The 22054-nt window shown below is 63.8% G+C and carries 17 protein-coding genes; 14 read left to right on the top strand and 3 right to left on the bottom strand.

Going from position 1 to position 22054, the window contains the following annotated elements:
• Nucleotides 1-107: 107 nt before the first annotated feature.
• The 3 genes from ACM6I6_RS02425 to gspG all read right to left on the bottom strand — a co-directional run bounded on the left by ACM6I6_RS02425 (nucleotide 108) and on the right by gspG (nucleotide 2491).
• Nucleotides 108-689 carry a hypothetical protein gene (locus ACM6I6_RS02425; protein WP_414919320.1) on the bottom strand — a complete coding sequence of 194 codons (582 nt, stop codon included), beginning with the start codon at nucleotides 687-689 and terminating at the stop codon, nucleotides 108-110.
• Between the two features lie 150 nt (nucleotides 690-839).
• Nucleotides 840-2027 (bottom strand): type II secretion system F family protein, encoded by a 1188-nt coding sequence (locus tag ACM6I6_RS02420; RefSeq protein ID WP_274076659.1) that lies wholly within the window; start codon nucleotides 2025-2027, stop codon nucleotides 840-842.
• Between the two features lie 14 nt (nucleotides 2028-2041).
• Nucleotides 2042-2491 carry a type II secretion system major pseudopilin GspG gene (gspG, locus tag ACM6I6_RS02415; RefSeq protein ID WP_046815462.1) on the bottom strand — a complete coding sequence of 150 codons (450 nt, stop codon included), beginning with the start codon at nucleotides 2489-2491 and terminating at the stop codon, nucleotides 2042-2044.
• 206 nt (nucleotides 2492-2697) lie between these two features.
• Between gspG and ACM6I6_RS02410 the strand changes: the two genes are divergently transcribed.
• The 14 genes from ACM6I6_RS02410 to ACM6I6_RS02345 all read left to right on the top strand — a co-directional run bounded on the left by ACM6I6_RS02410 (nucleotide 2698) and on the right by ACM6I6_RS02345 (nucleotide 22053).
• A complete protein-coding gene (locus ACM6I6_RS02410; RefSeq protein WP_414919319.1) occupies nucleotides 2698-3306 on the top strand; it encodes a lytic transglycosylase domain-containing protein in 609 nt (202 codons plus the stop codon).
• Between the two features lie 205 nt (nucleotides 3307-3511).
• Nucleotides 3512-9352, top strand: coding sequence for a manganese-oxidizing multicopper oxidase MnxG (gene mnxG, locus ACM6I6_RS02405; RefSeq protein WP_414919318.1), 5841 nt, complete (start codon nucleotides 3512-3514; stop codon nucleotides 9350-9352).
• Nucleotides 9353-9503: 151 nt separating this feature from the next.
• Complete coding sequence (locus tag ACM6I6_RS02400; RefSeq protein ID WP_414919317.1) at nucleotides 9504-11456, top strand: cytochrome D1 domain-containing protein; 1953 nt, start codon at nucleotides 9504-9506, stop codon at nucleotides 11454-11456.
• Nucleotides 11457-11469: 13 nt separating this feature from the next.
• On the top strand, nucleotides 11470-12138 hold the full coding sequence (locus tag ACM6I6_RS02395) for an SCO family protein (protein WP_274076664.1): 669 nt from the start codon (nucleotides 11470-11472) through the stop codon (nucleotides 12136-12138).
• Nucleotides 12135-12767, top strand: a complete 633-nt coding sequence (locus ACM6I6_RS02390; RefSeq protein ID WP_414919316.1) for an SCO family protein — start codon at nucleotides 12135-12137, stop codon at nucleotides 12765-12767. The genes ACM6I6_RS02395 and ACM6I6_RS02390 overlap by 4 nt, the downstream gene beginning before the upstream one ends.
• A gap of 9 nt (nucleotides 12768-12776) precedes the next feature.
• On the top strand, nucleotides 12777-14327 hold the full coding sequence (locus ACM6I6_RS02385) for an ABC transporter substrate-binding protein (protein WP_323608240.1): 1551 nt from the start codon (nucleotides 12777-12779) through the stop codon (nucleotides 14325-14327).
• Between the two features lie 14 nt (nucleotides 14328-14341).
• On the top strand, nucleotides 14342-15295 hold the full coding sequence (locus ACM6I6_RS02380) for a peptidylprolyl isomerase (RefSeq protein WP_274076667.1): 954 nt from the start codon (nucleotides 14342-14344) through the stop codon (nucleotides 15293-15295).
• Nucleotides 15296-15515: 220 nt separating this feature from the next.
• Entirely contained in the window at nucleotides 15516-16049 is a 534-nt protein-coding gene (locus ACM6I6_RS02375; RefSeq protein ID WP_274076668.1) for a response regulator, read from the top strand.
• Between the two features lie 84 nt (nucleotides 16050-16133).
• Nucleotides 16134-17840: a GspE/PulE family protein gene (locus tag ACM6I6_RS02370; protein ID WP_274076669.1), complete on the top strand. Its 1707-nt coding sequence runs from the start codon at nucleotides 16134-16136 to the stop codon at nucleotides 17838-17840.
• Nucleotides 17821-18624, top strand: coding sequence for a hypothetical protein (locus ACM6I6_RS02365; protein WP_414919315.1), 804 nt, complete (start codon nucleotides 17821-17823; stop codon nucleotides 18622-18624). Before ACM6I6_RS02370 ends, ACM6I6_RS02365 begins: the two co-directional genes overlap by 20 nt.
• A gap of 1 nt (nucleotide 18625) precedes the next feature.
• Nucleotides 18626-19171, top strand: coding sequence for a PilN domain-containing protein (locus ACM6I6_RS02360; protein WP_274076671.1), 546 nt, complete (start codon nucleotides 18626-18628; stop codon nucleotides 19169-19171).
• Nucleotides 19158-19706 (top strand): GspMb/PilO family protein, encoded by a 549-nt coding sequence (locus tag ACM6I6_RS02355; protein ID WP_414919314.1) that lies wholly within the window; start codon nucleotides 19158-19160, stop codon nucleotides 19704-19706. The genes ACM6I6_RS02360 and ACM6I6_RS02355 overlap by 14 nt, the downstream gene beginning before the upstream one ends.
• Nucleotides 19706-20224: a hypothetical protein gene (locus ACM6I6_RS02350; protein ID WP_414919313.1), complete on the top strand. Its 519-nt coding sequence runs from the start codon at nucleotides 19706-19708 to the stop codon at nucleotides 20222-20224. Before ACM6I6_RS02355 ends, ACM6I6_RS02350 begins: the two co-directional genes overlap by 1 nt.
• Complete coding sequence (locus tag ACM6I6_RS02345) at nucleotides 20221-22053, top strand: secretin N-terminal domain-containing protein (protein ID WP_274076674.1); 1833 nt, start codon at nucleotides 20221-20223, stop codon at nucleotides 22051-22053. Before ACM6I6_RS02350 ends, ACM6I6_RS02345 begins: the two co-directional genes overlap by 4 nt.
• Nucleotide 22054 lies beyond the last annotated feature (1 nt).

The raw sequence follows: 22054 nt of genomic DNA, 5'->3' as shown, positions 1-22054 counted from the left end.
CACTGTGGGAGCCAGCCTGCTGGCGATGGCGTCAGGACATTCGACATTGATGTCGTCTGACCCACCGCCATCGCCAGCAGGCTGGCTCCCACAGGGTTTAGACCAGGTCAGTTGACGCGTTTGTCGTCGCCGGGTTCGCCAGCAGCATGCAGGCCGCGATCGTCACCGACTTCGCCAGCACGGTGAACGCCGTGGTCGTCGCCGACCTCGCCGGAGCGGTGAACCCCATTGTCGTCATGTCCGGCCTGATGTACGCCATGATCGTCGCCCGGTTCAGAGTGGGTGCTGCTACGTCCGGAGTTCGAGGCGGTATTGCCGGCGTGTCCCGAAGCATGGTCGCTGCCGCCATGACCGCTGCCGGCGCTATTGCCGCCGTGACCACCGCCATTGCCACCGCCGCTGCCACCACTGCCTCCGCTATGGCCACCACCATTACCGCCGCCACCGCCACCGCCACCGCTGCCACCACCGTGACCGCCGCCACCACTGCCGCCGCCACCACCGTGACCGCCGCCACCGCCACCACTGCCGCCACCACCACCGTGGCCACCGCCACCACCGCCCCCACCACTTCCGCCTTCTTTCGCCTGGGCACTCGATACCCCGGACAGGCTGTCCGGAATCAGGACGGTAGACGCCGATAAGACCGCGCCAATCGCTACCGCCAGTAATAGCTTGTTGATGTGCATGTCGTTCTCCGTCTTTTAATTCAAGTTGGAACGTTGATGAACAATGCAACGTGCTGCCATATTCAGTGGGTAAACACGCCTGGGTCCGGCTTTATTCGTTGTCACGGGGAAAAAGACTGAGATTTCCCGGGCAGGCCCGTCCCAGAGGCGTCAGTGAATGCTTGAGGCCAGCTCGAAAATCGGGATGTACATCAAAATCACGATCACCCCGATCAGCAGGCCGATGAAAGTCATGAGCAAGGGTTCGAACAAACGCACGAACCATTCGATCCAGCGGCTGATTTCTTCGTCGTAGAAGTCCGCACTACGCTCCATCATCTGCCCGAGGTTGCCGGACTGTTCGCCAGCGCGCAGCAGGCGCAGGGACACCGGGGTCACCAGGTGATTGAGTTCCAGCGCCGTCGACAGCGATTGCCCCTCGCGCACCCTTTCGCAGGCCTGGTCCAGGCGCAGGCGGGAGGCCGGGGTGAGCAGGTTGCGGACCATGCCCATGGCGGTGACGAGGGGGATGCCGCCTTGCAGCAGGATGCCCAGCGAACGGTAGAACCGCGCCAGTTCGTACATGAAGATGCGTTGATGCACCGCCGGCAGTTTCTCGATCAAGCGGTCCAGGCCCCGACGAAAGGCCGGCTGGCGCTGGAGGAAGGCGAGGGCGATGACGATCGTCGCCAGTGCGCCAAAGAATTCGCCCTGGTGAGCGTGCAGGAACATGCCGCTGCTCATAAGGATCTGCGACAGCCACGGCAGGTTCGAGCCCAGCCCTTCGAACACCAGGCTGAAGCGCGGCACCACATACCCCATCAGGAACAACACCACGCCACCGCCCACCACCAGCAACAGCATGGGGTAGATCGAGGCGCTGACGATCTTCTGGCGAACCTCGTCCATGCGCTGGCGATAGCTGACGTAGCGGCCCAGGGCTTCGCCCACGGCGCCGGTCTTCTCGCTGGACTGGACCAATGCGACGTAGAGCGGCGGGAACACCGCCGACAGTTGGCCCAACGCCTGGGAAAACGATTTGCCTTCGTAAAGCAGGCGCACCAGTTCGCTCAAGGTCTTGCGGGCCTGTGGCGCGTTCTCTTTTTCCGCCAGGCTTTCCAGCGCATCGATCAACGGCAGGCCGGCATTGAGCAGGGTGGTCAGTTCCTGGCTGAACAACACCAGGTTGAAGGTCTCACGCTGCCTGGGGCGCAGCGCCCGCCAGTGACGTTCGGCGTGCAGGCTGACCACCCGCAGGCCCTGGTCCTCGGCGATGCGCCGGGCTTCGCTGTCACCTGGCGCCTCGACAGTCATTGAAACCACACCGGCCTTGCCGACCGCTTTGAGGTGAAAACGCATGGTCGCCATTCCCGTCATTGCCAACTGGTGACTTCGGCGTTTTCGCCTTCGCCGCCGGGTTGGCCGTCCTTGCCCATGGACAGCAGGTCGTACTCGCCGTTTTCGCCAGGGTAGCGATAGTTGTAGTTACGGCCCCAGGGGTCCTGCGGCAGTTTTTTCTGCAGGTACGGACCGGTCCAGCGGGTTTCGTCACTGGGGGCGGTGACCAGCGCCTGCAGTCCCTGCTCGGTCGACGGGTAATGGCCGACTTCCAGGCGGTACAGGTCCAGGGCCTTGCCCAGGCCTTCTATTTGCGCCTTGGCCACCTTCACTTCGGAACGGCCCAGTTGCGCGAAATATTTCGGCGCGACGATGCCGGCCAACAGCCCCAGCACCACCAGCACCACCAACAGTTCAAGCAATGTGAACCCGCGCTCGGCTCGAGGGGGAAAAGCACGCGGGGCGAAACGCAGACGCTGTTTCATGTTGACCTCACACAGTCGGCAGAAGGGTCGCGTCAACGGCTTATGCAATTGCCATGCAAAGCCCCGCTCAAGCTTCGGACATCCTCGTGCAGCCCCCGTATTCCGGCCACTCGCGCTTTCGGCACAGTGCTTGCGTATGGCTGATACGCGACTGGCCATTGGGGCATTACCCCCATTTTTCGGGGCCGGTCAGGGGAGGTAGAACCATGAAAACTCTCACCACAGGATTGCTTGGCATGATGCTGCTGGCCGGTGCTGTTCAGGCCGATGTGTTTGTTTCCAGAGACGCCAAGGGCGACTTCGTTTTGTCCAACGTCCATCGCCCCGGCCGCCACTACGAACGGGTGGTGCAAGAGGTCGAAGTGGCGGCGGTCAGCCTCGATCAGCAGCCGCAAATGATCGCTTCGCGCCCCTATGCCGAGCTGGTCTCCAAGGCCGCCACGGACAACGAGTTGCCGGCCGCGCTGCTGCACGCGGTGATCCAGACCGAATCGAGCTACAACGCCCGCGCCGTATCGCCCAGGGGCGCGGGCGGGTTGATGCAGTTGATGCCCGACACCGCCCGCGAGCTGGGGGTGAAAAACGTCTACGACCCCAAGTCCAACATCCAGGGCGGAGCCCGTTATCTCAAGCGCCTGATGACGATGTTCGACAACGATATCGCCCTCGCCGTGGCCGCCTACAACGCCGGGCCGCAAGCGGTGCTCAGCCGTGGCGGGGTGATCCCGCCGTTCGCCGAAACCCAGCGTTATGTGCCCAGTGTGCTGCGCCAATACCGGCGCCTGCAGGGGCTGGCGGCGGATGCCCCGCTATGACGAACAGCTTGGGGCGAGTTTCCCCAACATTGGGGCATGGTGGCCCCGACGCAAAAGTGGGGAATGGGTGGGGAATATCCCCCGATGAATTAAATGGCGACTGTAACTGTTTGAAATAACGATAAATTTTTTATGGCATACAGATTGCTCAAAGGGTTTTGTCGAGAATTATTCCCTGTGAGCACCCACAGCGAGGCCCGTGATCATGACCGGCACATTCCACGCTCCATCCGTCCTTCCCTGGCTGCTGTTGGCCGCATCGATGCTCGGCATCGAAGTCGCCGAAGCGGCAGCGCGATGTGAGCGCAACCTGGTGGCCAACGTCGTGGCGCTGGACCAGCCGCTGATGTTCAACCGCCTCGGTGCGCAGAACGTCAACGGCATGATGTTCGCCCTGCGTCGCGATGTGGTCGATGACCATGACGTCTCACTGGCCCAGGGTGGTGCGGCGGTGCCGGGCAAGGTTTCGCTGCGTCCCGACAAGCGTCCACGTCCGCTGGTGCTGCGGGTGGCCGCCGGTGACTGCCTGACCATCAACCTGCAGAACCTGCTGGCCTATCAGGCCAACCCCGGTTCCCACGACGGTGGCGAGGAAGAGGAGGGTGAGGAAGAAGAAGGCATCGAAGTGGGCGGTAACGAAAACTTCAAGGTCGACGAGCAAGTGGCCGACCGGCATGTCGGTTTCCAGGTCAACGGCATGCAAGCGGTCAACAGCATCGACGACATCGCTTCGTTCACCGGGCGCAATGCCAATAGCCTGATCGCTCCGGGCGCCAGCCGCTCATACACCCTGTACGCCGAGCGCGAAGGGGTGTTCGCCGCCAGCAGCCGTGGCGCAACTTTCGGTGGTGAAGGTGCGGCCGGCAACGTCGCCAACGGTCTGTTCGGCCAGGTCGTGGTGGTGCCCAAGGGCGGTCGCACCTACCGCAACACGGTGACCGAAGAAGAAATGCGCCTGGCGACCACAGGGCGCACCCCGGCCGGTCAGCCGATCGTCGACTACCAGGCCCGCTACCCGCAACGCGAGCCGTGGGTCCGTGAAGGCAAGGCCGGCACGCCGATCATCAACATGGTCGACGGCAATGAGATCATTTCCAGCGAGAGCGACGCGATCGTCATGGGCAGCAATGCCGACGGCAGTTTCCCGCCCTCCACCTATCCATTGGAATCGGTGGGCAAACGCAACCCGGCGCTTCCCAATCGGCTGGAACCGTTCCGCGACTTCGCCTCGCAGTTCCAGGATGAAACCGCAGCGACCCAGGCGTTCCCGGCCTATTGGGCCGACCCGGTGATGGCCCACGTGCTGGAGCCGACCCGCGATTCCTTCATGATCAACTATGGCTCCGGTGGCATGGGCGCCGAAGTGGTCGCCAACCGTCTCGGCGTAGGTCCGATGCACGATTGCCTGTCCTGCGCCTACGAAGAATTCTTCCTCAGCTCCCACACCGTCGGCGACGTAGCGATGCTGGTGGACGTGCCGGCCAACGCTGGCCTGGAAGGCATCACCCCGGGCCAGACTCCGAACGCCGACCAGGTGGGCGTCAAGGCGACCATGGCGCTGTACCCGTCCGAGCCGTCCAACGTCAACCACAGCTACATCGGCGACTTCGTCAAATTCCGCAACACCCACAACGGCCATGAACAGCACATTTTCCACCTGCACGGGCATCAGTGGCTGTTCAACCCCAACGATGACAACTCGGACTACGTAGACGCCCAGGGCATCGGTGCGGGCGCCGGCTACACCTATGAAATCGCCAACGGCGGTTCGGGCAACCGCAACCGGGTCGCCGGCGATGCGATCTATCACTGCCACTTCTACCCGCACTTTGCCCAGGGCATGTGGGCCATGTGGCGGGTGCACGACGTGTTCGAAGAAGGCACCAAGCTCGAAGTCTCGCAACAAGGCAACGACGGTTACCACAGCGAGCCCTATGCCCTGCGCAGCGGTAAACCCGCGGCGGGCGCACGGGCCTTGCCCGATGGTGAAATCGTCGCTGGCACACCCATCCCTGCGGTAGTGCCGCTGCCCGGCAAAGCCATGGCGCCAATGCCAGGCAAAGTCGCCGTGGTACCGAAAATCGGCGAGGCCCTGGTGGCCGCCAACGACGATGACGATGATGAAGAAGAGGACGACGATGACGGCGAGCATCATGGCGGCAGCGGCGGTGCCCAGGCCATCGGTTCCCTGGCCCTGGTCGATCGCAGTGAAGCCAACCGCAACGCCGATGGCACTTTGAAAAACCCTGGTTATCCATTCTGGATCGGCGGCATGGAAAGCTCGGTCGGCCAACGCCCACCGACTCCGCCGCTGGACATGCTCGACGCTGCCACGGCGCAGGCCTTGAAAGCCACGGGCAAAGCCTTGTGGGCCAACCTTGACCCGGCTCAGTCCGGTGGCTGGGACGGTGGCCTGGGCCGCCATGTGCTGGACGGCATGTCTGCCGGTGGCGAGGCCGAGACCATTACCACCTCGCTGGATTTCTCCAAGACGGTCACGCGTGCCAAGCCGATCTACCTGCCGGAAGAGGGCACCGAAGTCGAGCAAGCGGCAATGGCCTTCCACGCCAAGAAAGACCATCCAAGTTTCGCCCTGCTGCCGGGCAACCAGATCGTCGCACGGCCTTTCCGCACCAACGGCGCCTTGCCGATGGCCGGTGCGCCATTCTATGAACCGTGCATGGACGACCGGCAGAAACGCCTGAGCAGCAGCGCCGGCATCGGTGAATTCAACAGTGGTGAGCGGCTCGACGGCATGTCCTTCATTGGCTCCTCGAGTTTCACCGCCGACCGTCCGCGCATCTACAAGGCGGCCAACATCCAGTTCGACGCGGTGTACAACAAGGTCGGCTACCACTTCCCGCAAGCGCGCATCCTCGCGCTCTGGGAAGACGCCTGGCCGGTGATCACCAAGCAGCGTCCGCCAGAACCTCTGGTGATGCGCATGAACACCTTCGACTGCGTGCAATACCAGCAAACCAACCTGGTGCCGGCCACCTATGAGATGGACGACTATCAGGTGCGCACGCCGACCGACGTGATCGGCCAGCACATTCACCTGCCGAAGTGGGACCTGGTGTCTGCCGATGGTTCGTCCAACGGCTGGAACTACGAAGACGGCGTACTTTCCCCAGGTGCGGTGCAAGAACGCATCCACGCCATCCGCGAGTTCAACCAGTGCGAAGGCACTGATCCACGCGACGGCACACCTGCCTGTCCGAAAGCCAAGAACCACCCGTACTTCGGTCAATATGGCCGGGCTGACTGGGTCGGCGCGCGTACCGCGATGCAGCGCTGGTTCGTCGATCCGGTGGTGAACGCCAAAGGCGTCGACCGTGGCCTGGGCACCATCTTCACCCACGACCACCTCGGCCCATCGACGCACCAACAGATTGGCCTGTACGCCACCGTACTGGCAGAACCGGCCGGTTCCACCTGGTTCCACGCCGAGACCGGCGAGCCGTTGTACAGCGGCGCGCGTCAGGATGGCGGACCGACTTCGTGGCAAGCGGTGATTAATACCGGTGACATCGACGGCGATGGCAAGAACGACAGCTTCCGTGAGTTCTTCCTCGAGTACAGCGACTTCCAGCACGCGTATGAAGCCGGTGTGTACGTCGGCGCAGGCCCGGACGGCAAGCCGAATGCACAAGCCTTCCCGGCTACGGCGGACAGCTTCCGCTACGCCATCAACCCGCCTGTGCGTAACAACGCCAGTACCCTGCTGGACGGCATTGTCGAAATGCAGGGCGGCATGCTGCCCGGCTGCCCAACCCGGCCATGCCCTCAAGCCATTTCGGTGGATGACCCGGGCATGTTCGTGGTCAATTACCGCAACGAACCGCTGGCCCTGCGGGTGTACGACCCGAACAAGGTCGGCCCGGACGGCAAGCGCGGCATGCAGGCCGATGGCCTGGGCGGCGACCTGGCGTACGCCATGCAAAGCCGTACCGACCGTGCGATCCCGGCGATGAACCTGGCGCCGAACCTGATCACCGCGGCAACCGGCCCAACCGGCGGCACCACGCTGTTCCCGCCGCACATCAACAAGGGCGGCGCCGAGCCTGGCGATCCGTTCACCCCGATGCTGCGGACCTACACCGGCGACAACGTGCGGCTGCGGGTGCATGCCGGTGGTCACGAGGAGGAGCACAACGTCACCCTGCACGGCGTGAAGTGGCTGCAAAGCGGTTCCGGTTTCGGCAACAGCTCCAACTCCGGCTGGCGCGCGTCGCAGATGATCGGCATCTCCGAGCAGATGGGCTTCATTGCGCCGGTGTCGATGCTGTCCAGTTCAGCGACCACCACTGGTGACTACCTGTACTCGATGGATGCTTCGATCGAAGGCTACTGGAGCGGAATCTGGGGCGTGATGCGCAACTACACGGCGCAACGCAGCGATCTGTTCGCGCTGCCCAACAACGCCAAGCCTACCGGCATGCGCAACACCGTGGCTTTCGACGGCATCTGCCCACGGTACGGCGCCAACCCGAACGGTATCGGCACTAGGCCGACCCCACAACGCAACTATGAAGTGGTGGCGGCATTGGCCAACGACATCCTCGGCAACCCGCTGGGCCTGACCATCGGTGATCCGGCGGGTCTCGGCCAGCATGTCGGCGGGCCGTTGAATCCGGCCGGCGGCACCCTGGTGTTCAACTCGCGGACCGTGAGCATTCCGCAGGTCACTGTGTTCGACCCTGAAGACGGTGAAACCATCACCATCGGCGGGCAAAGCGGGCCGCTGCATGACCCGACCGCGATCCTGTATGTGCGCAAGGCCGACCTCGACCCTGCCACCGGCAAGCTCAAACCCGGTGTGCCAGTCGAACCCCTGGTGCTGCGCGCAGCGGCCGGTGACTGCATCAATGTCACCCTGGAAAACCGTCTGCCGAGCGTGATGCCGGACCTGGCCCAGACCGCGGTGATGCAAGGCATGGTCAAGCGTGATCGCAACAGTGGCACCGGTTCGACCACCTTCAGCAACAACCTGATGCGGCCGTCGAGCCACGTGGGTCTGCACGCGCAATTGCTGGCGTACGACATCACCAAATCCGACGGCACCAACGTCGGCGCCAACCCGACCCAGACCGTGCCGCCGCGTGTCGGCAGCAGCGGAGCCTACCCGACCCGTACCTACCAGTACTACGCCGGGCACCTGGAGCGTGAAGGCAAACCGATCACTCAGTTGGGACGTAATGTCGACAACATCAACGCCACGGCGATCGAGTTCGGCGGGTTGAATTTCACTCCGGCGGACGTGATCAAGCAGTCGCAAAAAGGCCTGGCCGCTGCGGCGAGCATCCTGCCGGTGGGCGCCACCTGGGTTGACGACACGCGCAAAGTGAATGCCACGGTCACCGCACCAGGGCAAACCAGCTACCGCGACTTTGCGATGGTCTGGCAGAAGGCCTTGAACATTCGCTGGGCCAATGGTCGGCCGGTGGAAGGGATTGCCGCGGAAGGGTTCGGCGTGCCGAACGATCCGCAGGACAACTCGAGCATGGCCATCAACTACAGGACCGAGCCGATGTGGTACCGCTTCGGCCTGGCCCCGGATGCACCGTTCGGCCATGCCGATGGCGCGGGCTACGGCGACATGGTGAACGCGCACATGGCCTACAGCAATGCGCTGGTGGGTGGTGATCCGCAAACGCCGGTGCTTTACGCGAGGCCTGGGCAACCATTCCGTACGCACATCCTGATGCCTACCGGCGGCAGTCGCGGCACGACCTTCCAGCTGGACGGGCACGTCTGGTCGACCAACCCGTTCCTGTCGGAGAAGAGCGATACCGGCGGCTATCCAATGGGCACCCCTGGCGTGGGCTCGGTGAAGTTCGGCTACAACCCGATGTCGATGTACATCGGCGCCCGCGAGAGCGTCCTGCCGGCAGCCCACTTCAGCTTCATGCTGCCGAGCGCCGGGGGGGTCAACGCGATACCGGGTGACTACCTGTTCCGCGATTACGCCGCCTACGGCAACACCTCCGGGTTGTGGGGGCTGTTGCGGGTGACCAACGAAGCGGAACCGGCGCCAGCGCCGTAGGGCAGGCAAACGCAACACCTGTAGGAGCTGGCTTGCCAGCGAAGACGGAGTGTCAGACACATCAATGTTGAATGTGCTGACGCCTTCGCTGGCAAGCCAGCTCCTACAGGGGGCGCGGTGAGGCAGGGATAGATCTGAAGGGGAGAGTGACATGAACAGGACCATCAAAATCGCCAGCGTGGCGCTGATCGTCGGGGTCGCGCTGATCTGGTTCGGGGTGTGGCGCACATCGCCACCGACCCTGCTCAGCGACATTGCGCTACCCGACACCTGGAGCGACCAGACCCTTGAACGCGACGGCGTGTCGGTGGCCCTGGAAGTACGGCCGCTGGCCGAAGGCGGCGTGTTGCGCGAGGGTGAGTTTGCCGACGTGCGTTTCAAGGTCACCGACAAGGCGTCCGGCCAACCGCTGGCGGGCATCGCCCCCAGCGCCTGGATTGACCCGGAAACCGTTGCTGCCGACCAGGCCCAGGGCCGCGAACAGAGCTGCAAGGCCCGGGTCGGGGTGTTCCTCAAGTCGAGTATCGGCGCACGGCCGCTGCTCGATCTCAACAGCTATTTCCTGATGGTGATGAACCGTGATGCCAGCGTCTCGGTGGTCGACCCGTCAGTCTCGGTGGGCGGTATCACCAGCACCCTGACCCGCATCGACATCAAGCAACCGCCGATGGATTGGGTCACCCCCAGGGACAACAAGCGGGTATTCGTGTCGATGCCGACGGCGGGCGAAGTCGCGGTGATCGACAGTGAGCAATTCAAGCTGATCGACTCGGTGGCCGCCGGGAGTAACCCGGTGCGCGTGGCCTTGCAACCGGACGAGCGCCTGCTGTGGGTGGGCAACAATGCTCCGTCGGCCGAGCAATCCGGGGTCACGGTGATCGACACCGCCACGCTCAAGACCCTCAAGCACCTGGCCACCGGCAGCGGCCACCACGAGATCGCCTTCAGCAAGGACAGCCGTTTTGCCTTTGTCACCAACCGCGACGACGGCACAGTCAGCCTCATCGATATCGCCAGCCTGACCATCGCCAAGCAGCTCAAGACCGGTTCGCACCCGCTGTCGGTAGCGTACTCGCCACTGTCCGGCGCGGCCTATGTGGCCGATGGCAAGGACGGCACGGTGACCGTGGTCGATGCCGCGAGCCAGTCGGTGCGGCGGGTGATCAAGGTCAAGCAGGGCCTTGGCCCCATGGGCTTCAGCGCCGACGGGCGTTTCGGCATCGTGCTCAATACCCTGGAGAACCAGGCCGCGGTGATCGATGCGGCTAACGATGCGCTGATCCATGAACTGGACGTGTCCGCCGAACCCTACCAGGTGGTGTTCACCAAGGCCTATGCCTACGTGCGCGGCCTGGCCTCGGCCAAGGTGACGATGATCAACCTGGCGTCCCTCGGCGAAGGCCGCAAGCCGATCAGCCAGGGTTTCGAAGCCGGGCCGCAGCCACCACGGCTGGCCGGTGACCTGCCCCTGGCGTCGAGCCTGGCGGTGTCGCGGGACGACAATGCGGTGTTTGTGGTCAACCCGGTGGACAACACCACCTACTTCTATGCCGAAGGCATGAACGCGCCGATGTCCGGCTACCCCAATCGCGGGCAGGTGGCGCGGGCGGCACTGGTCATCGACCGCAGCCTGCGCGAGGTCGAACCGGGGCTGTACAGCTCGCGGATCAAGCTGCCGGCGGCGGGGCGCTTCGACGTGGCGTTCCTGCTCAACCAGCCCAACATCATCCATTGCTTCAGCGCCGTGGTGGAGACCAACGACAAACTCCCGCCCGTCGCCGGCGTGCCGAAAGTGGAGTTCATGCTCGACAAGACCACGGCTGCCTTGGGCAGCCCTTATGTCGTGCGTTTTCGTATCGTCCAGGGCAAGCAGAAGGTCCAGCGCAGCGGGGTCAAGGACGTGCAGGTGCGTTACTTCCTCGCGCCGAGTTCACGGCCCCAGCACGTCGCAGCACGGGACGTCGGCAATGGCATTTATGAAGCCCCGGTCACCCTTGACCAAAAAGGCGCCTGGTACCTGCACGTGCGTGCGGCGTCCCTGGGCGCGAATTTCGACGACCAGACTTTTGCCAGCGTTCGGGTAACCCCAGGCATTGCTCATTGAAGAGGACATCGACATGAACCGATTCGCACATCATGGACTGCTGACGATCTGCCTGTTGGCCTGCTCGTTGGAATTAGCCATCGGCCAGGCCCTGGCCCACTCGGTAGACGAACATGCCGGCCACACCCAGGCGGCCAAGAGCACCAGTTCCGAGACCGCCCAGGTCAAGTTTGCCGACGTCGCGCTGGTGGACCAGAGCGGCAAGACCGTGCGCCTGGAAAAAGACCTTGTGGCCAACAAGATCGTGGTCATGAGCTTCATCTACACCAGTTGCACCACGGTCTGCCCGGTGGTGTCCTCGATCATGGGCAAGGTGCAGAAACAGCTGGGTGCGCGGGTCGGCACCGAGGTGCAGTTGGTGTCGATCAGCATCGACCCACAGCGCGACGACGCCAAGCGCCTCAACGACTACGCCCGCGCCTTCCAGAACGGCCCGGGCTGGAGCTGGCTGACCGGTTCCACGCAGTCGGTCAACGAAACCCTCAAGGGTTTGGGCAGCTTCAGTGGCGACTTCAAGAACCATGCGCCGCTGATCCTGGTGGGGGACGGCAACAGTCGCCACTGGACCCGCTACTACGGCTTCACCGACCCGAACATATTGACCCGGCAGGTGGAGAAGCTCAGCGGTGAACGCAACACCCATGCCAAACACACGGCCATCGCCATGGAGCATCAGCCATGAGACTTCTCCACGGGTTCACCCTGAGCCTCTGCGCCTGCCTCGCCAGCGCCCTGGCCATGGCCCACGAAGGGCATGCACCCGCGGCGCCTGCCGCCGATACGGTGGCGGCCGCCGCCCAGCCGACCGCTGGCACCCGCGATGCCAAGACCTGGTTCACCGATACGCCGTTGCAGGACCAGAACGGCAATACCCTGCGTTTCTACAGCGACGCGCTGGAAAACCGCGTGGTGCTGCTCAATGTGATTTTCACCAGTTGCACCGATGCCTGCCCGTTGATCACCCAGAAGCTCAAGCAAGTGCGCGAAGTGCTGGGCGACAAGGCGGACGGCATCACCTTTATCTCCCTTACCAGTGATCCGCTGCGGGACACCCCGGCGGTACTCAAGGCTTACACCTTGAAGCAGGGCGTCGATGAGCCCCACTGGCTTTTTCTTACCGGCGACAAAGCGCAGATGGACCTGGTCCTGGGCCGTATCGGCCAGGTCATACCGTCCCCCGAGCAGCACTCCACCCAGCTGATCGTCGGTGACGTGGCGAACAAGCGCTGGAGCAAGATCCGTCCCGATGCCCCGGCCGCCGCCATTGCCCAGCGCTTGCAGTTGCTGGCAATGCCCGTGGCCGGTCGCTGAGCCAGGGCCATGAAAAACGCCCTGATCCTCGGCCTGCTTCTCCTCGGCGGCATCAGCCTGAGCGCCCAGGCATTAACGCTGACGCCCAGCGAAAGTGCGGGCAAGCGGCTGTACCGCGAAGGTGTCTCCGCCAACGGCGAGCCGATCATGGCCCGGATCGGCGCGGCGGGCATGCTGCTGCCGGCCACCAGCGTGCCCTGCGCCAACTGCCACGGCAGCGATGGCCTGGGGCGCCCGGAAGGCGGAGTGCGCCCGCCGGACCTGAGCTGGTCGCGGCTGACCAGTACCTACGGCCAGCAGCAGATCAACGGACGTGCCTACCCAGCCTACACCGAGGGCACTGTGGCCCGTGCGATCCAGGAGGGGCGTGACCCGGGCAACAACCGGCTGGATTCGGCGATGCCGCGGTTCGTCCTGTCGATGAGCGATCAACGCAACCTGACGGCCTACCTCAAGCGCCTGGCTGATGAGCGCGATCCGGGCCTGAGCCCCGACAGCCTGCACCTGGGCACCTTGCTGCCGAGCACTGGCGTGTTGGGCGAGGAGGGCACCACGGTGGCGGCGGTGCTGCGGGGCAGCGTGGCGCGGATCAACGAAGCGGGCGGGATTCATGGCCGGCAGTTGCGCCTGACCATCCTCGATCCCGGTCCCGATCGTGTCAGCGCCGAGCATGCGCTCGACCAGTTGATCGAACAGGAACAGGTGTTCGCCCTGGTCGCACCGCTGGTGCCGGCGCTGGATAACGAACTGGCCCCGCGCCTGGAGCAGGCCGGCGTGCCCCTGATCGGGCCGCTGTCGTTGCAGGGCACGGCCCAGGCCAGTCGGCAGATTTTCGAGCCGCTGCCGGGGTTGCGCGAACAGATGATTGCCCTGGCCAACTACGCCGCCACCAGCCTGCGCGTGTTGCAGGGCCCGACGCTGATCGCCTACCCGAACGAGCCGGGCCAGCGCCTGGCGGCGGAGAAACTTGCCCAATACCTGCAGGACAACGCCTGGCAGAAAGTGCGCCTGCAACCCTACGAGACGGCGCAGGACGAGTTGCCACTGGGCTCGCGCTCGGTGTTCTACATGGGCAGCAGTGGCGGCTTCAGTCGTTTGGCCGCGCGCTTGCAGACCGCGGGCCAGGTGCCTTATCTGTTCGCCGCCTCGAACCAGGTGGCGGGGGATCTGATGCAGGTGCCCAGCGGGTTTTCCCGGCGGGTGTTCCTGGCGTATCCGTTCGTGCCCAGCGACTGGACGCGCACCGGGCGCACCGCCCTGACCCAATTGCGCGAACGCCAGAAGCTCGGCGGCGAACACGCGGTGCTGCAGGTCGGGGCCTACAGTTCGATGCTGCTGCTCAGCGAGGGCATGAAGCAGGCGGGGCGCGATGCCAGCCGGGAAAAACTCATCAGTGCCCTGGAAGGCCTGCACGACTTCGATACCGGCCTGACCCCGTTGATCAGTTTCGGTCCGGGCCGACGCCTGGGCCTGAGCGGCGCCCATGTGGTCACCGTGGACCTGCCCGACCAGCGCTTCTATCTGGTCGCCCCCTACAAACCCATTGCCGCCACGCCCTGATCCGGAGGCCGAAGATGAAACTCACGACTGTAATGGTGCTGTTGACCCTGTGGGTGCCCGCCGCGTTTTGCAGCAATGGCCCGGCCGTGGCACGGGTCAATGGCGAGGAAATTTCCCAGCTGCGCCTGGAGCGCTATTTCGCCGAATACCTGGAGGATCAGGGCCGGGCGGTCGCCAGCATCCGCAGCCCCAGCGCCTACAAACAGCTGCGCACGGCGGCGCTGGATGCACTGATCGACAAGGAACTGCTGTGGCAGGAGGCGCTCAAGCGCGGGGTGGTGATCAGCGATGCCACGGTGCAAGCCCAGGTGGACCAGACCCGCCAGGCCATGGGTGGCCCACAGGTGTTCGCCCGGCGCCTGGAAGACGCCGGTTTCGATGAGGCTTCTTACATCGAGTACACCCGCCGCGACCTGGCGGCGCAGCAGATGTTTACTGAACTCACGAGGGTCGTCGAGCCGGACGAAAAAGAGGTGCGGGCGTTCTATCAGGAGCACCGCGCCGAGATGAACCGTCCCGAGGAAATCCAGGTCAGGCATATCCTGATAAAAGTGCCTCAGGGGGCGGACGCTTCCACAGTCGAAGCCGCGAGACTACGCTTGCAGGCACTGCACACGAGCATCCGTGAAGGCGCCGATTTTGCCAGCGTCGCCCGCAGCGGTTCCGAAGACGCTTCGGCCAGCGCCGGCGGCGACCTGGGTTACTTTGCCCGGGGGCGCATGATGCCGGAGTTCGAAGCCGCAGCCTTTGCCCTCAAACCCGGGTCCGTCAGCGAGCCGGTGCGCACGGCGGTGGGCTGGCATTTGATCCTGTTGGAGAACCGAATGGAGGCCGCCGATGTCACACAAGAGCAGGGACTTGAAATGGTTCGGGCCTACCTTGCCCGACAGAAACAGGTCCAGGCGCGTCTGCAGGCGCTGGCGCAGCTGCGCGCAAGCAACAGCATCGAAAGAATTGACGATCAATGAGCTTTCCCCAACAGTGGGGGAAAGCTTCGCTGCACGTCCGTTCGCTTTCCCCCGCTTTTGGGGGGTGGGGCATGTGGACGAAACGGCATTGCTTTTAAATTCAAGGACATGAATACATAAAATTACCGGCACTCAGCCTGGCATGAAGTGTGCGTTAGACCTATCAAGGCGCGCACTCCGCCAGGTTCGGTACTCGGACCTGGGGTTCAAGGAGTCCACCTTGTTAAACAAAGTACTGGTTGTTGAAGACGAACAACTTCTTGCAGAAAACCTCCAGGGTTACCTGCAGGCGCAAGGGTTGGAAGTCCGGATTGCTCACGACGGTGCGCAAGGAATCGCTGAAGCCGGCGACTTCGCACCCGATGTGATGGTGTTCGATTACCGCTTGCCCGATATGGAAGGCTTTGAGGTGCTCGATGCCGTCCGCCAGAACAGGAAGTGTCATTTTGTGCTGATCACGGGGCACCCCACCGCAGAGGTTTGCGAAAGGGCCCGGCAACTGGAAGTCAGCCATATCCTGTTCAAACCCTTTCCGATGGCGGAACTGGCGCGTGCAGTGCTTGATCTTCTGGGGCGACAGCGCGAACCCAACGCGGCGGTGAGCAGTTCCGAAGGCTTTGTCGAACGACGCCAGAGCAGGACCGAGAGTTTCCCGCTGCAGTTGTACGACGGTAGTTGGGTGCTAGCAGATCGCCGACGAAGTACCTCGGCCTCCACAGCGCCAGACGACGAACAATTGCTCACCGGGGAGTAATGGCGCGACAAGAGGTTCCGGCACATGCCGCAATTGCTCGCCGCGCCGACAGGGCTCTAAGCCCCGGGTGTTGGAGAGCAAGCCATGGACCGTCTATCCCTTGTCGTCGATGTGCCACCGCTGGACTCTGTACCGACTCGTTTTTCCAGTGAGCAACTGGCCCAGGCCCGTTCCCGGGCCGGCAGTACCGGCGAGCGGATGCTCGAAGCCCTCGGGGTGCTCTGCGAACTGGCCCCCATGCCCTTTATCCAGTGCCTGGGCGCAACCCTTCACTACCCGGTGCTCGACACCGACAGCCTGTTTCAATCGACCCCGGTATTCGACCGGGTCACCCTGGCCCAATGCCTCAAGCGCGAATTCATCCTGCTGCGTCACGCCGACGCGGTCATTGGCGTGTTTGCCGACCCCTTCGACACTGCACGCCTTGCCTGGATCGACGACTGCCTGCACGGCGCGCCGCTGTACCTGGTGCATGCCGACGACCTGAAAGCCTACCTGGCGCGCCACGAAGAGAGCTTCCACGCGGTGGAGTCGCTCAACGCCCAGGCCGACGGCAATACCGAGATCGACACCCTGCAAAGCCTGTCCCTGACCAGCATCAGCGAAGACTCCAGCGTGGTGGTCAAGCTGGTCAACTCGACCCTCTACGACGCGCTGAAGATGCACGCCAGCGATATCCACCTGGGCACCACCGGCAGCGGCCTGGTGATCAAGTACCGCATCGATGGCGTGCTCAACAACATCAGCAAGATCCAGGGCAACGAGTTCGCCGAGCAGGTGATTTCCCGGGTCAAGGTCATGGCCGAACTGGACATCGGCGAAAAACGCGTGCCCCAGGACGGGCGTTTCAAGATCGGCATCAGCGGCCGCCAGATCGACTTCCGGGTGTCGATCATGCCGAGCATTTTCGGCGAGGACGCGGTGCTGCGGGTGCTCGACAAGCAGGACCTGGCCGACAAGGTCTGCGGCGTGCAGTTGCAGGCCCTGGGCTTTGAAGAGGAAACCCTGCGCCAACTGCGCCGCCTGGCCGCCGAACCCTACGGCATGGTGCTGGTCACCGGCCCCACCGGCAGCGGCAAGACCACCACGCTGTACGCGATGATCACCGAGATCAACCACGGCGTGGACAAGATCATCACCATCGAAGACCCGGTCGAATACCAGCTGCCGGGCGTGCTGCAAATCCCGGTCAACGAAAAGAAAGGCCTGACTTTTGCCCGCGGCCTGCGCTCGATCCTGCGCCACGACCCGGACAAGATCATGGTCGGCGAGATCCGCGACCCCGACACCGCGCAGATCGCGGTGCAGTCGGCGCTCACGGGGCACCTGGTGTTCACCACCATCCACGCCAACAACGTGTTCGACGTGATCGGACGCTTCACCCAGATGGAGATCGACCCCTACAGCCTGGTTTCCGCGCTCAATGCGGTATTGGCCCAGCGCCTGATCCGCCTGGTGTGCAGCGCTTGCAGCACGCCGTACACGCCGAGCGAAGAAGAGCTTTCAAGCTCGGGCCTGGACCCGCAACAGGTCGGCCACTACCAGTTCGTCCACGGCAAGGGCTGCGGTCATTGTCGTGGCACCGGCTACCGCGGCCGCAGCGCGATTGCCGAGCTGCTGCACCTGGACGACGAGCTGCGGCAGATGATCGTCGAGCGCCAACCGATTTCGAAAATCAAGGCACACGCCTGCAAACGTGGCTTGCGCCTGCTGCGCGAGTCGGCGCTGGAACTGGTGCAACAAGGCCGGACCACTCTCGAGGAGATCAATCGTGTCACTTTTATCTCGTGAGCGTTATGTCGCCGTGCTCGGCGCCAGCGGTGTCGGCCTCGGTCAGCGTCAAGGTGACGACACCCTGTGGCTGGGCAGCGTCGGCTTCATCGATGAAGGGTTCATGGCCTGGGCGGTCGCCCTGGAAACCCTCGACCGCCTGCTGGGCGAACATGCCCGCGCCGGTGCCGAGTTGACCGTGGTGGTCTCCGGCCACTTCAGCCGGTTCTGCCTGGTGCCCTGGAGCGAGCAGATCAGCAGCCCCGCCGAGCTGCAGGGGTTTGCCCAGCTGTGCCTGGAAGACCTCTACGGCGCCGCGAACCAACCCTGGGACCTGGTGCTGTCGGCCGAGCCTGCCGGTTACGACCGGATCGCCACCGCGCTGCCGCAAGACCTGCTCGAACGCCTGCGTACCCTGGTCAGCGGCCGTGGCCTGCGCCTGCGCTCGGTGCAACCGTACCTGATGGCGGCGTTCAATCACTTCGACAAAAGCTTCGACGCCGGCGACTTCCTGTTCGTGGTCGCCGAGCCGGTGCGCAGCGTCTTGCTGCTGGCCCGCGAAGGCCGCTGGACAGCGGTGCGTTCGGTCGGCAGCAGCGACAGCGATGCCGCACTGAGCGCACTGGTCGGACGCGAATGCCAATTGCAGGCCTCTGCCAGCGAACGGCCGCTGAACGTCTACCTGCACGCACCGGCACGCATCGACTCCCATCCTGAAGTGCCCGGTGTGCACCTGCGCACCCTCGAAGAAGGCCGGACCTGCGTACGCGATTGCCTGTACGTCATGTCCCGGACGGTGGCCTGACATGCGCCCGCTGATGCTCGACTTTCAGCCACGCCGCCGCTCGAGCCCCCTGGGCTGGAGCCTGCTGGCCGGTGGCGTGGTGCTGGCGCTGACCTGCATCGTGTTTGCGCAACACCTCAGCGGTGAGGCCGAACAACAGCAAGGTCACCTGCAAACCACCCAACGGGTGCTCACCGGCGACACCGGCGGCAAGGTCAGCCTGACCCCGGCCGAAACCCGCGAGCAGGCGCAGAACCTGGCCGAGATGCGCAAGGTCTCGCAGCAGTTGCGCCGCCCTTGGGAGCGTCTGTTCGCCACCCTGGAAGCCATGCCCCGGGACAACGTTGCCTTGCTCACCCTGACCCCGGATGCCCGCAAGGGCCAGGTGCGGATCAGCGCCGAGGCGCGCGACCTGGACGCCATGCTCGACTTCCACCGCCGCCTCGAAGCCAGCGACGAGCTCTCCGACGTGTCGTTGCTCAGCCACGAAATCGTCGCCAACGTGCCGGAACACCCGGTGCAATTCAACTTGTCGGCTACCTGGGAGATTGGCGATGCAAATCCCTAGATTGATCGTCCACGAATACCTGCAAAGCCTGGGCGTGCCTGGCCTGGCGGGGCTGGCCATGCTGGTAGTGGCGTTGACCTATGGGCTGTTCGGCCTGTGGCCGGACTGGCAGTCATTGCAGCAGCTGAGCCAGCAGACCCGCGAAGCCCGCGAATACCTGGCCAAAGTCGAAGAGGGTTCGGTCGCCGCACCGGTGGTACCGCAACGTCAGCTCGATGATTTCCGCAGCAAGTTGCCGACCCAGCCCCAGGCTACCGTCGCCATCGACAAGATCTATGCGCTGGCCGCCCAGGAACGCATCACCCTGTCCCGGGGCGAGTACTCCCTGGGCATCGATCCCAAGACCCACCTGGCCCGTTACCAGATCCTGTTGCCGGTGCGGGGCAGCTACCCGCAACTGCGGCGCTTCATGCACGCCTTGCTCGGCCAGTTGCCGGCGGTGGTGGTGGAAGACCTGGAGTTGCAACGCAAGAAGATCGCCGACACCGACCTCAATGGGCGGATCCGCATGACCCTTTACCTGTCGAGGTCATGATGAACAGCAAACGCACTATGGGTTGGGTGGCGTTCCTCGGCGTGGCCGCGGCGCTGACCTGGTTGCCCGACTACTTCAAGCCGGCCGACGACAGCGACCTTGCCGTGGCCGCCGTGGCCACGCCGGCCAAAGGCAAGAACCGTAGCGCGTTGCCAGCGGCGCAAGCCTCCGCTGCGCCCGTGGCGATCAAGGACCTGAGCCCGGCGGGCGACCTGTTCGCCGCGCGCAGCTGGAAGGCCGCGCCAACCCTGGCCAGCGTCACCGAAAAACCGGTCAACGTCGCGCCGGTGGTGCAGGTCCCCACTGCACCGCCGATGCCTTTCCAGTTCATCGGGCGAATCGATGACCGCACCGACCTGCAAGTGTTTTTGCAAAACGGCGAGAAGATCTACGTCGTGCGTAAAGGGGATGTGATCGACGAAACATGGAAGATCGAGGGGATTTCCGATCTGGAACTGAGCCTGGTCTATTTGCCTCTGCATTTGTCCCAGACGTTGTCTGTGGGGAGCGCGCAATGAACAAATCCCGTTTGCTGATGAGCCTCTGTCTCTGTGCCGGGCTGGCTGCGTGCAGCTCGGCGCAGGTCGCCAAGGAAGAAGCCTCCGAGTTGATGGAGCAGGGGCAGTACGAAGCCGGCCTGGCCAGGATCGAGGAGGGCTTGCGGGAAAACCCTCGCGACACCGAACTGCACATCGCCCTCAACAGCTCCCGTGCCCGGGCGATCACGGCACTGCTGACCCAGGCCGACATGGACCGCACCCAGCGTGATTTCGCGTCGGCCCGCATGGCCTACGGCCGGGTGTTGACCATCGAACCGAACAACCGCCGCGCCCAGGACGCCATGCGCCAACTCGAACACATGCGCAGCCTCGACGAGAAACTCGAACTGGCCCGCGGCGACCTGCGCCGCGGCGACATCTACGGCGCCGAGCGTCAGGTCAAACAGATTCTCGAACTGGACCCGAACAACGAAGGCGCCCTGGAACTGCAGAGCAATATCCGCCTGGTGCAGAGCCGCAACGTGGTGGCCTATCCGCAATTGCGCACCCGCCTGGACAAACCGGTGACCCTGGAATTTCGCGACGCCAACCTCAAGACCATCTTCGAAGTGCTGTCCCAGGTCGCCGGCTTGAACTTCATCTTCGACAAGGACCTGCGCCCGGACATGAAAGCCACCATCTTCGTGCGTGACGTGCGCATCGAAGACGCCGTGGAACTGCTGCTGCAACAGAACCAGCTGCACCAGAAAGTGGTGAACGAAAACACCCTGCTGATCTACCCGGATTCGCCGCAGAAGCTCAAGGATTACCAGGAACTGGTGATGCGCACCTTCTACCTGACCAGCATCGATGCCAACACCGCGCTGAACATGGTCAAGACCATGCTCAAGACCCGCGACGTGTTCGTCGACGAACGCCTCAATACCCTGACCATGCGCGACACCGGCGACGCCGTGCGCATGGCGGAAAAACTCCTGCAATCCCAGGATCAGTCCAACCCCGAAGTGGTGCTGGAAGTGGAAGTGATGGAAGTCGCCACCCAGCGCATCCTCGACCTTGGCCTGCAATGGCCGAACACCTTCGGCGTGGTCAACAGCGATGGTTCGGCGGTGACCCTGCTCGATCAGCTCAAGGGCATCAACTCCAGCCGGATCACCATCCAGCCGTCGCCACAGGCCAAGATCAACGCCCAGGACAAGGACATCAACACCCTGGCCAGCCCGGTCATCCGCGTCAGCAACCGCGAGCAGGCGCGCATCCACATCGGCCAGCGCGTGCCGATCATCAGCGCCACGTCGGTGCCGTCGACCCAGGGACCGGTGATCACCGAAAGCGTGACTTACCTCGATGTCGGTCTGAAACTGGAAGTGCAGCCCACCGTGCACCTGAACAACGAAGTGGCGATCAAGGTGGCCCTGGAAGTGAGTAACGCCACGCCCCTGGAGCCGACCCGCCAGGGCACGATTCCGGTCCAGGTCGATACCCGCAACGCGCAGACCACCCTGCGCCTGCATGACGGCGAAACCCAGATCCTCGCCGGCCTGATGCGCAACGACCATGGCAGCACCGGCAACAAGATTCCCGGCCTTGGCGACATTCCTGGCCTGGGGCGGTTGTTCGGCAGCAACAAGGACGACGTCAGCAAATCCGAGCTGGTGCTGTCGATCACCCCGCGGATCGTGCGCAACCTGCCGTACCAGAGCCCGTCGGACATGGAGTTCACCACCGGCACCGAAACCAGCATGCACATCCAGGCGCCGGATCGTTCGAAGGTCGAAGTCGAAGAGGTCAAGACCAATGGCATGAGCGCACCGATCGCGACCACCGTTACCGTCGGGAAGCCTTGAT

The organism is Pseudomonas sp. IT-P218 (assembly GCF_949767605.1).
Taxonomy (GTDB): Bacteria; Pseudomonadota; Gammaproteobacteria; order Pseudomonadales; family Pseudomonadaceae; genus Aquipseudomonas; species Aquipseudomonas putida_AE.
Note: the sequence above shows the minus strand (reverse complement) of the source record. Positions and strands in the feature narration are given on the sequence as shown.

Excerpts from the sequence above, each read along its gene's own strand:
- ACM6I6_RS02425 (WP_414919320.1), bottom strand. The coding sequence starts at position 689 with ATGCACATCAACAAGCTATTACTGGCGGTAGCGATTGGCGCGGTCTTA.
- ACM6I6_RS02420 (WP_274076659.1), bottom strand. The coding sequence starts at position 2,027 with ATGCGTTTTCACCTCAAAGCGGTCGGCAAGGCCGGTGTGGTTTCAATG.
- gspG (WP_046815462.1), bottom strand. The coding sequence starts at position 2,491 with ATGAAACAGCGTCTGCGTTTCGCCCCGCGTGCTTTTCCCCCTCGAGCC.
- ACM6I6_RS02410 (WP_414919319.1), top strand. The coding sequence starts at position 2,698 with ATGAAAACTCTCACCACAGGATTGCTTGGCATGATGCTGCTGGCCGGT.
- mnxG (WP_414919318.1), top strand. The coding sequence starts at position 3,512 with ATGACCGGCACATTCCACGCTCCATCCGTCCTTCCCTGGCTGCTGTTG.
- ACM6I6_RS02400 (WP_414919317.1), top strand. The coding sequence starts at position 9,504 with ATGAACAGGACCATCAAAATCGCCAGCGTGGCGCTGATCGTCGGGGTC.
- ACM6I6_RS02395 (WP_274076664.1), top strand. The coding sequence starts at position 11,470 with ATGAACCGATTCGCACATCATGGACTGCTGACGATCTGCCTGTTGGCC.
- ACM6I6_RS02390 (WP_414919316.1), top strand. The coding sequence starts at position 12,135 with ATGAGACTTCTCCACGGGTTCACCCTGAGCCTCTGCGCCTGCCTCGCC.
- ACM6I6_RS02385 (WP_323608240.1), top strand. The coding sequence starts at position 12,777 with ATGAAAAACGCCCTGATCCTCGGCCTGCTTCTCCTCGGCGGCATCAGC.
- ACM6I6_RS02380 (WP_274076667.1), top strand. The coding sequence starts at position 14,342 with ATGAAACTCACGACTGTAATGGTGCTGTTGACCCTGTGGGTGCCCGCC.
- ACM6I6_RS02370 (WP_274076669.1), top strand. The coding sequence starts at position 16,134 with ATGGACCGTCTATCCCTTGTCGTCGATGTGCCACCGCTGGACTCTGTA.
- ACM6I6_RS02360 (WP_274076671.1), top strand. The coding sequence starts at position 18,626 with ATGCGCCCGCTGATGCTCGACTTTCAGCCACGCCGCCGCTCGAGCCCC.
- ACM6I6_RS02355 (WP_414919314.1), top strand. The coding sequence starts at position 19,158 with ATGCAAATCCCTAGATTGATCGTCCACGAATACCTGCAAAGCCTGGGC.
- ACM6I6_RS02350 (WP_414919313.1), top strand. The coding sequence starts at position 19,706 with ATGAACAGCAAACGCACTATGGGTTGGGTGGCGTTCCTCGGCGTGGCC.
- ACM6I6_RS02345 (WP_274076674.1), top strand. The coding sequence starts at position 20,221 with ATGAACAAATCCCGTTTGCTGATGAGCCTCTGTCTCTGTGCCGGGCTG.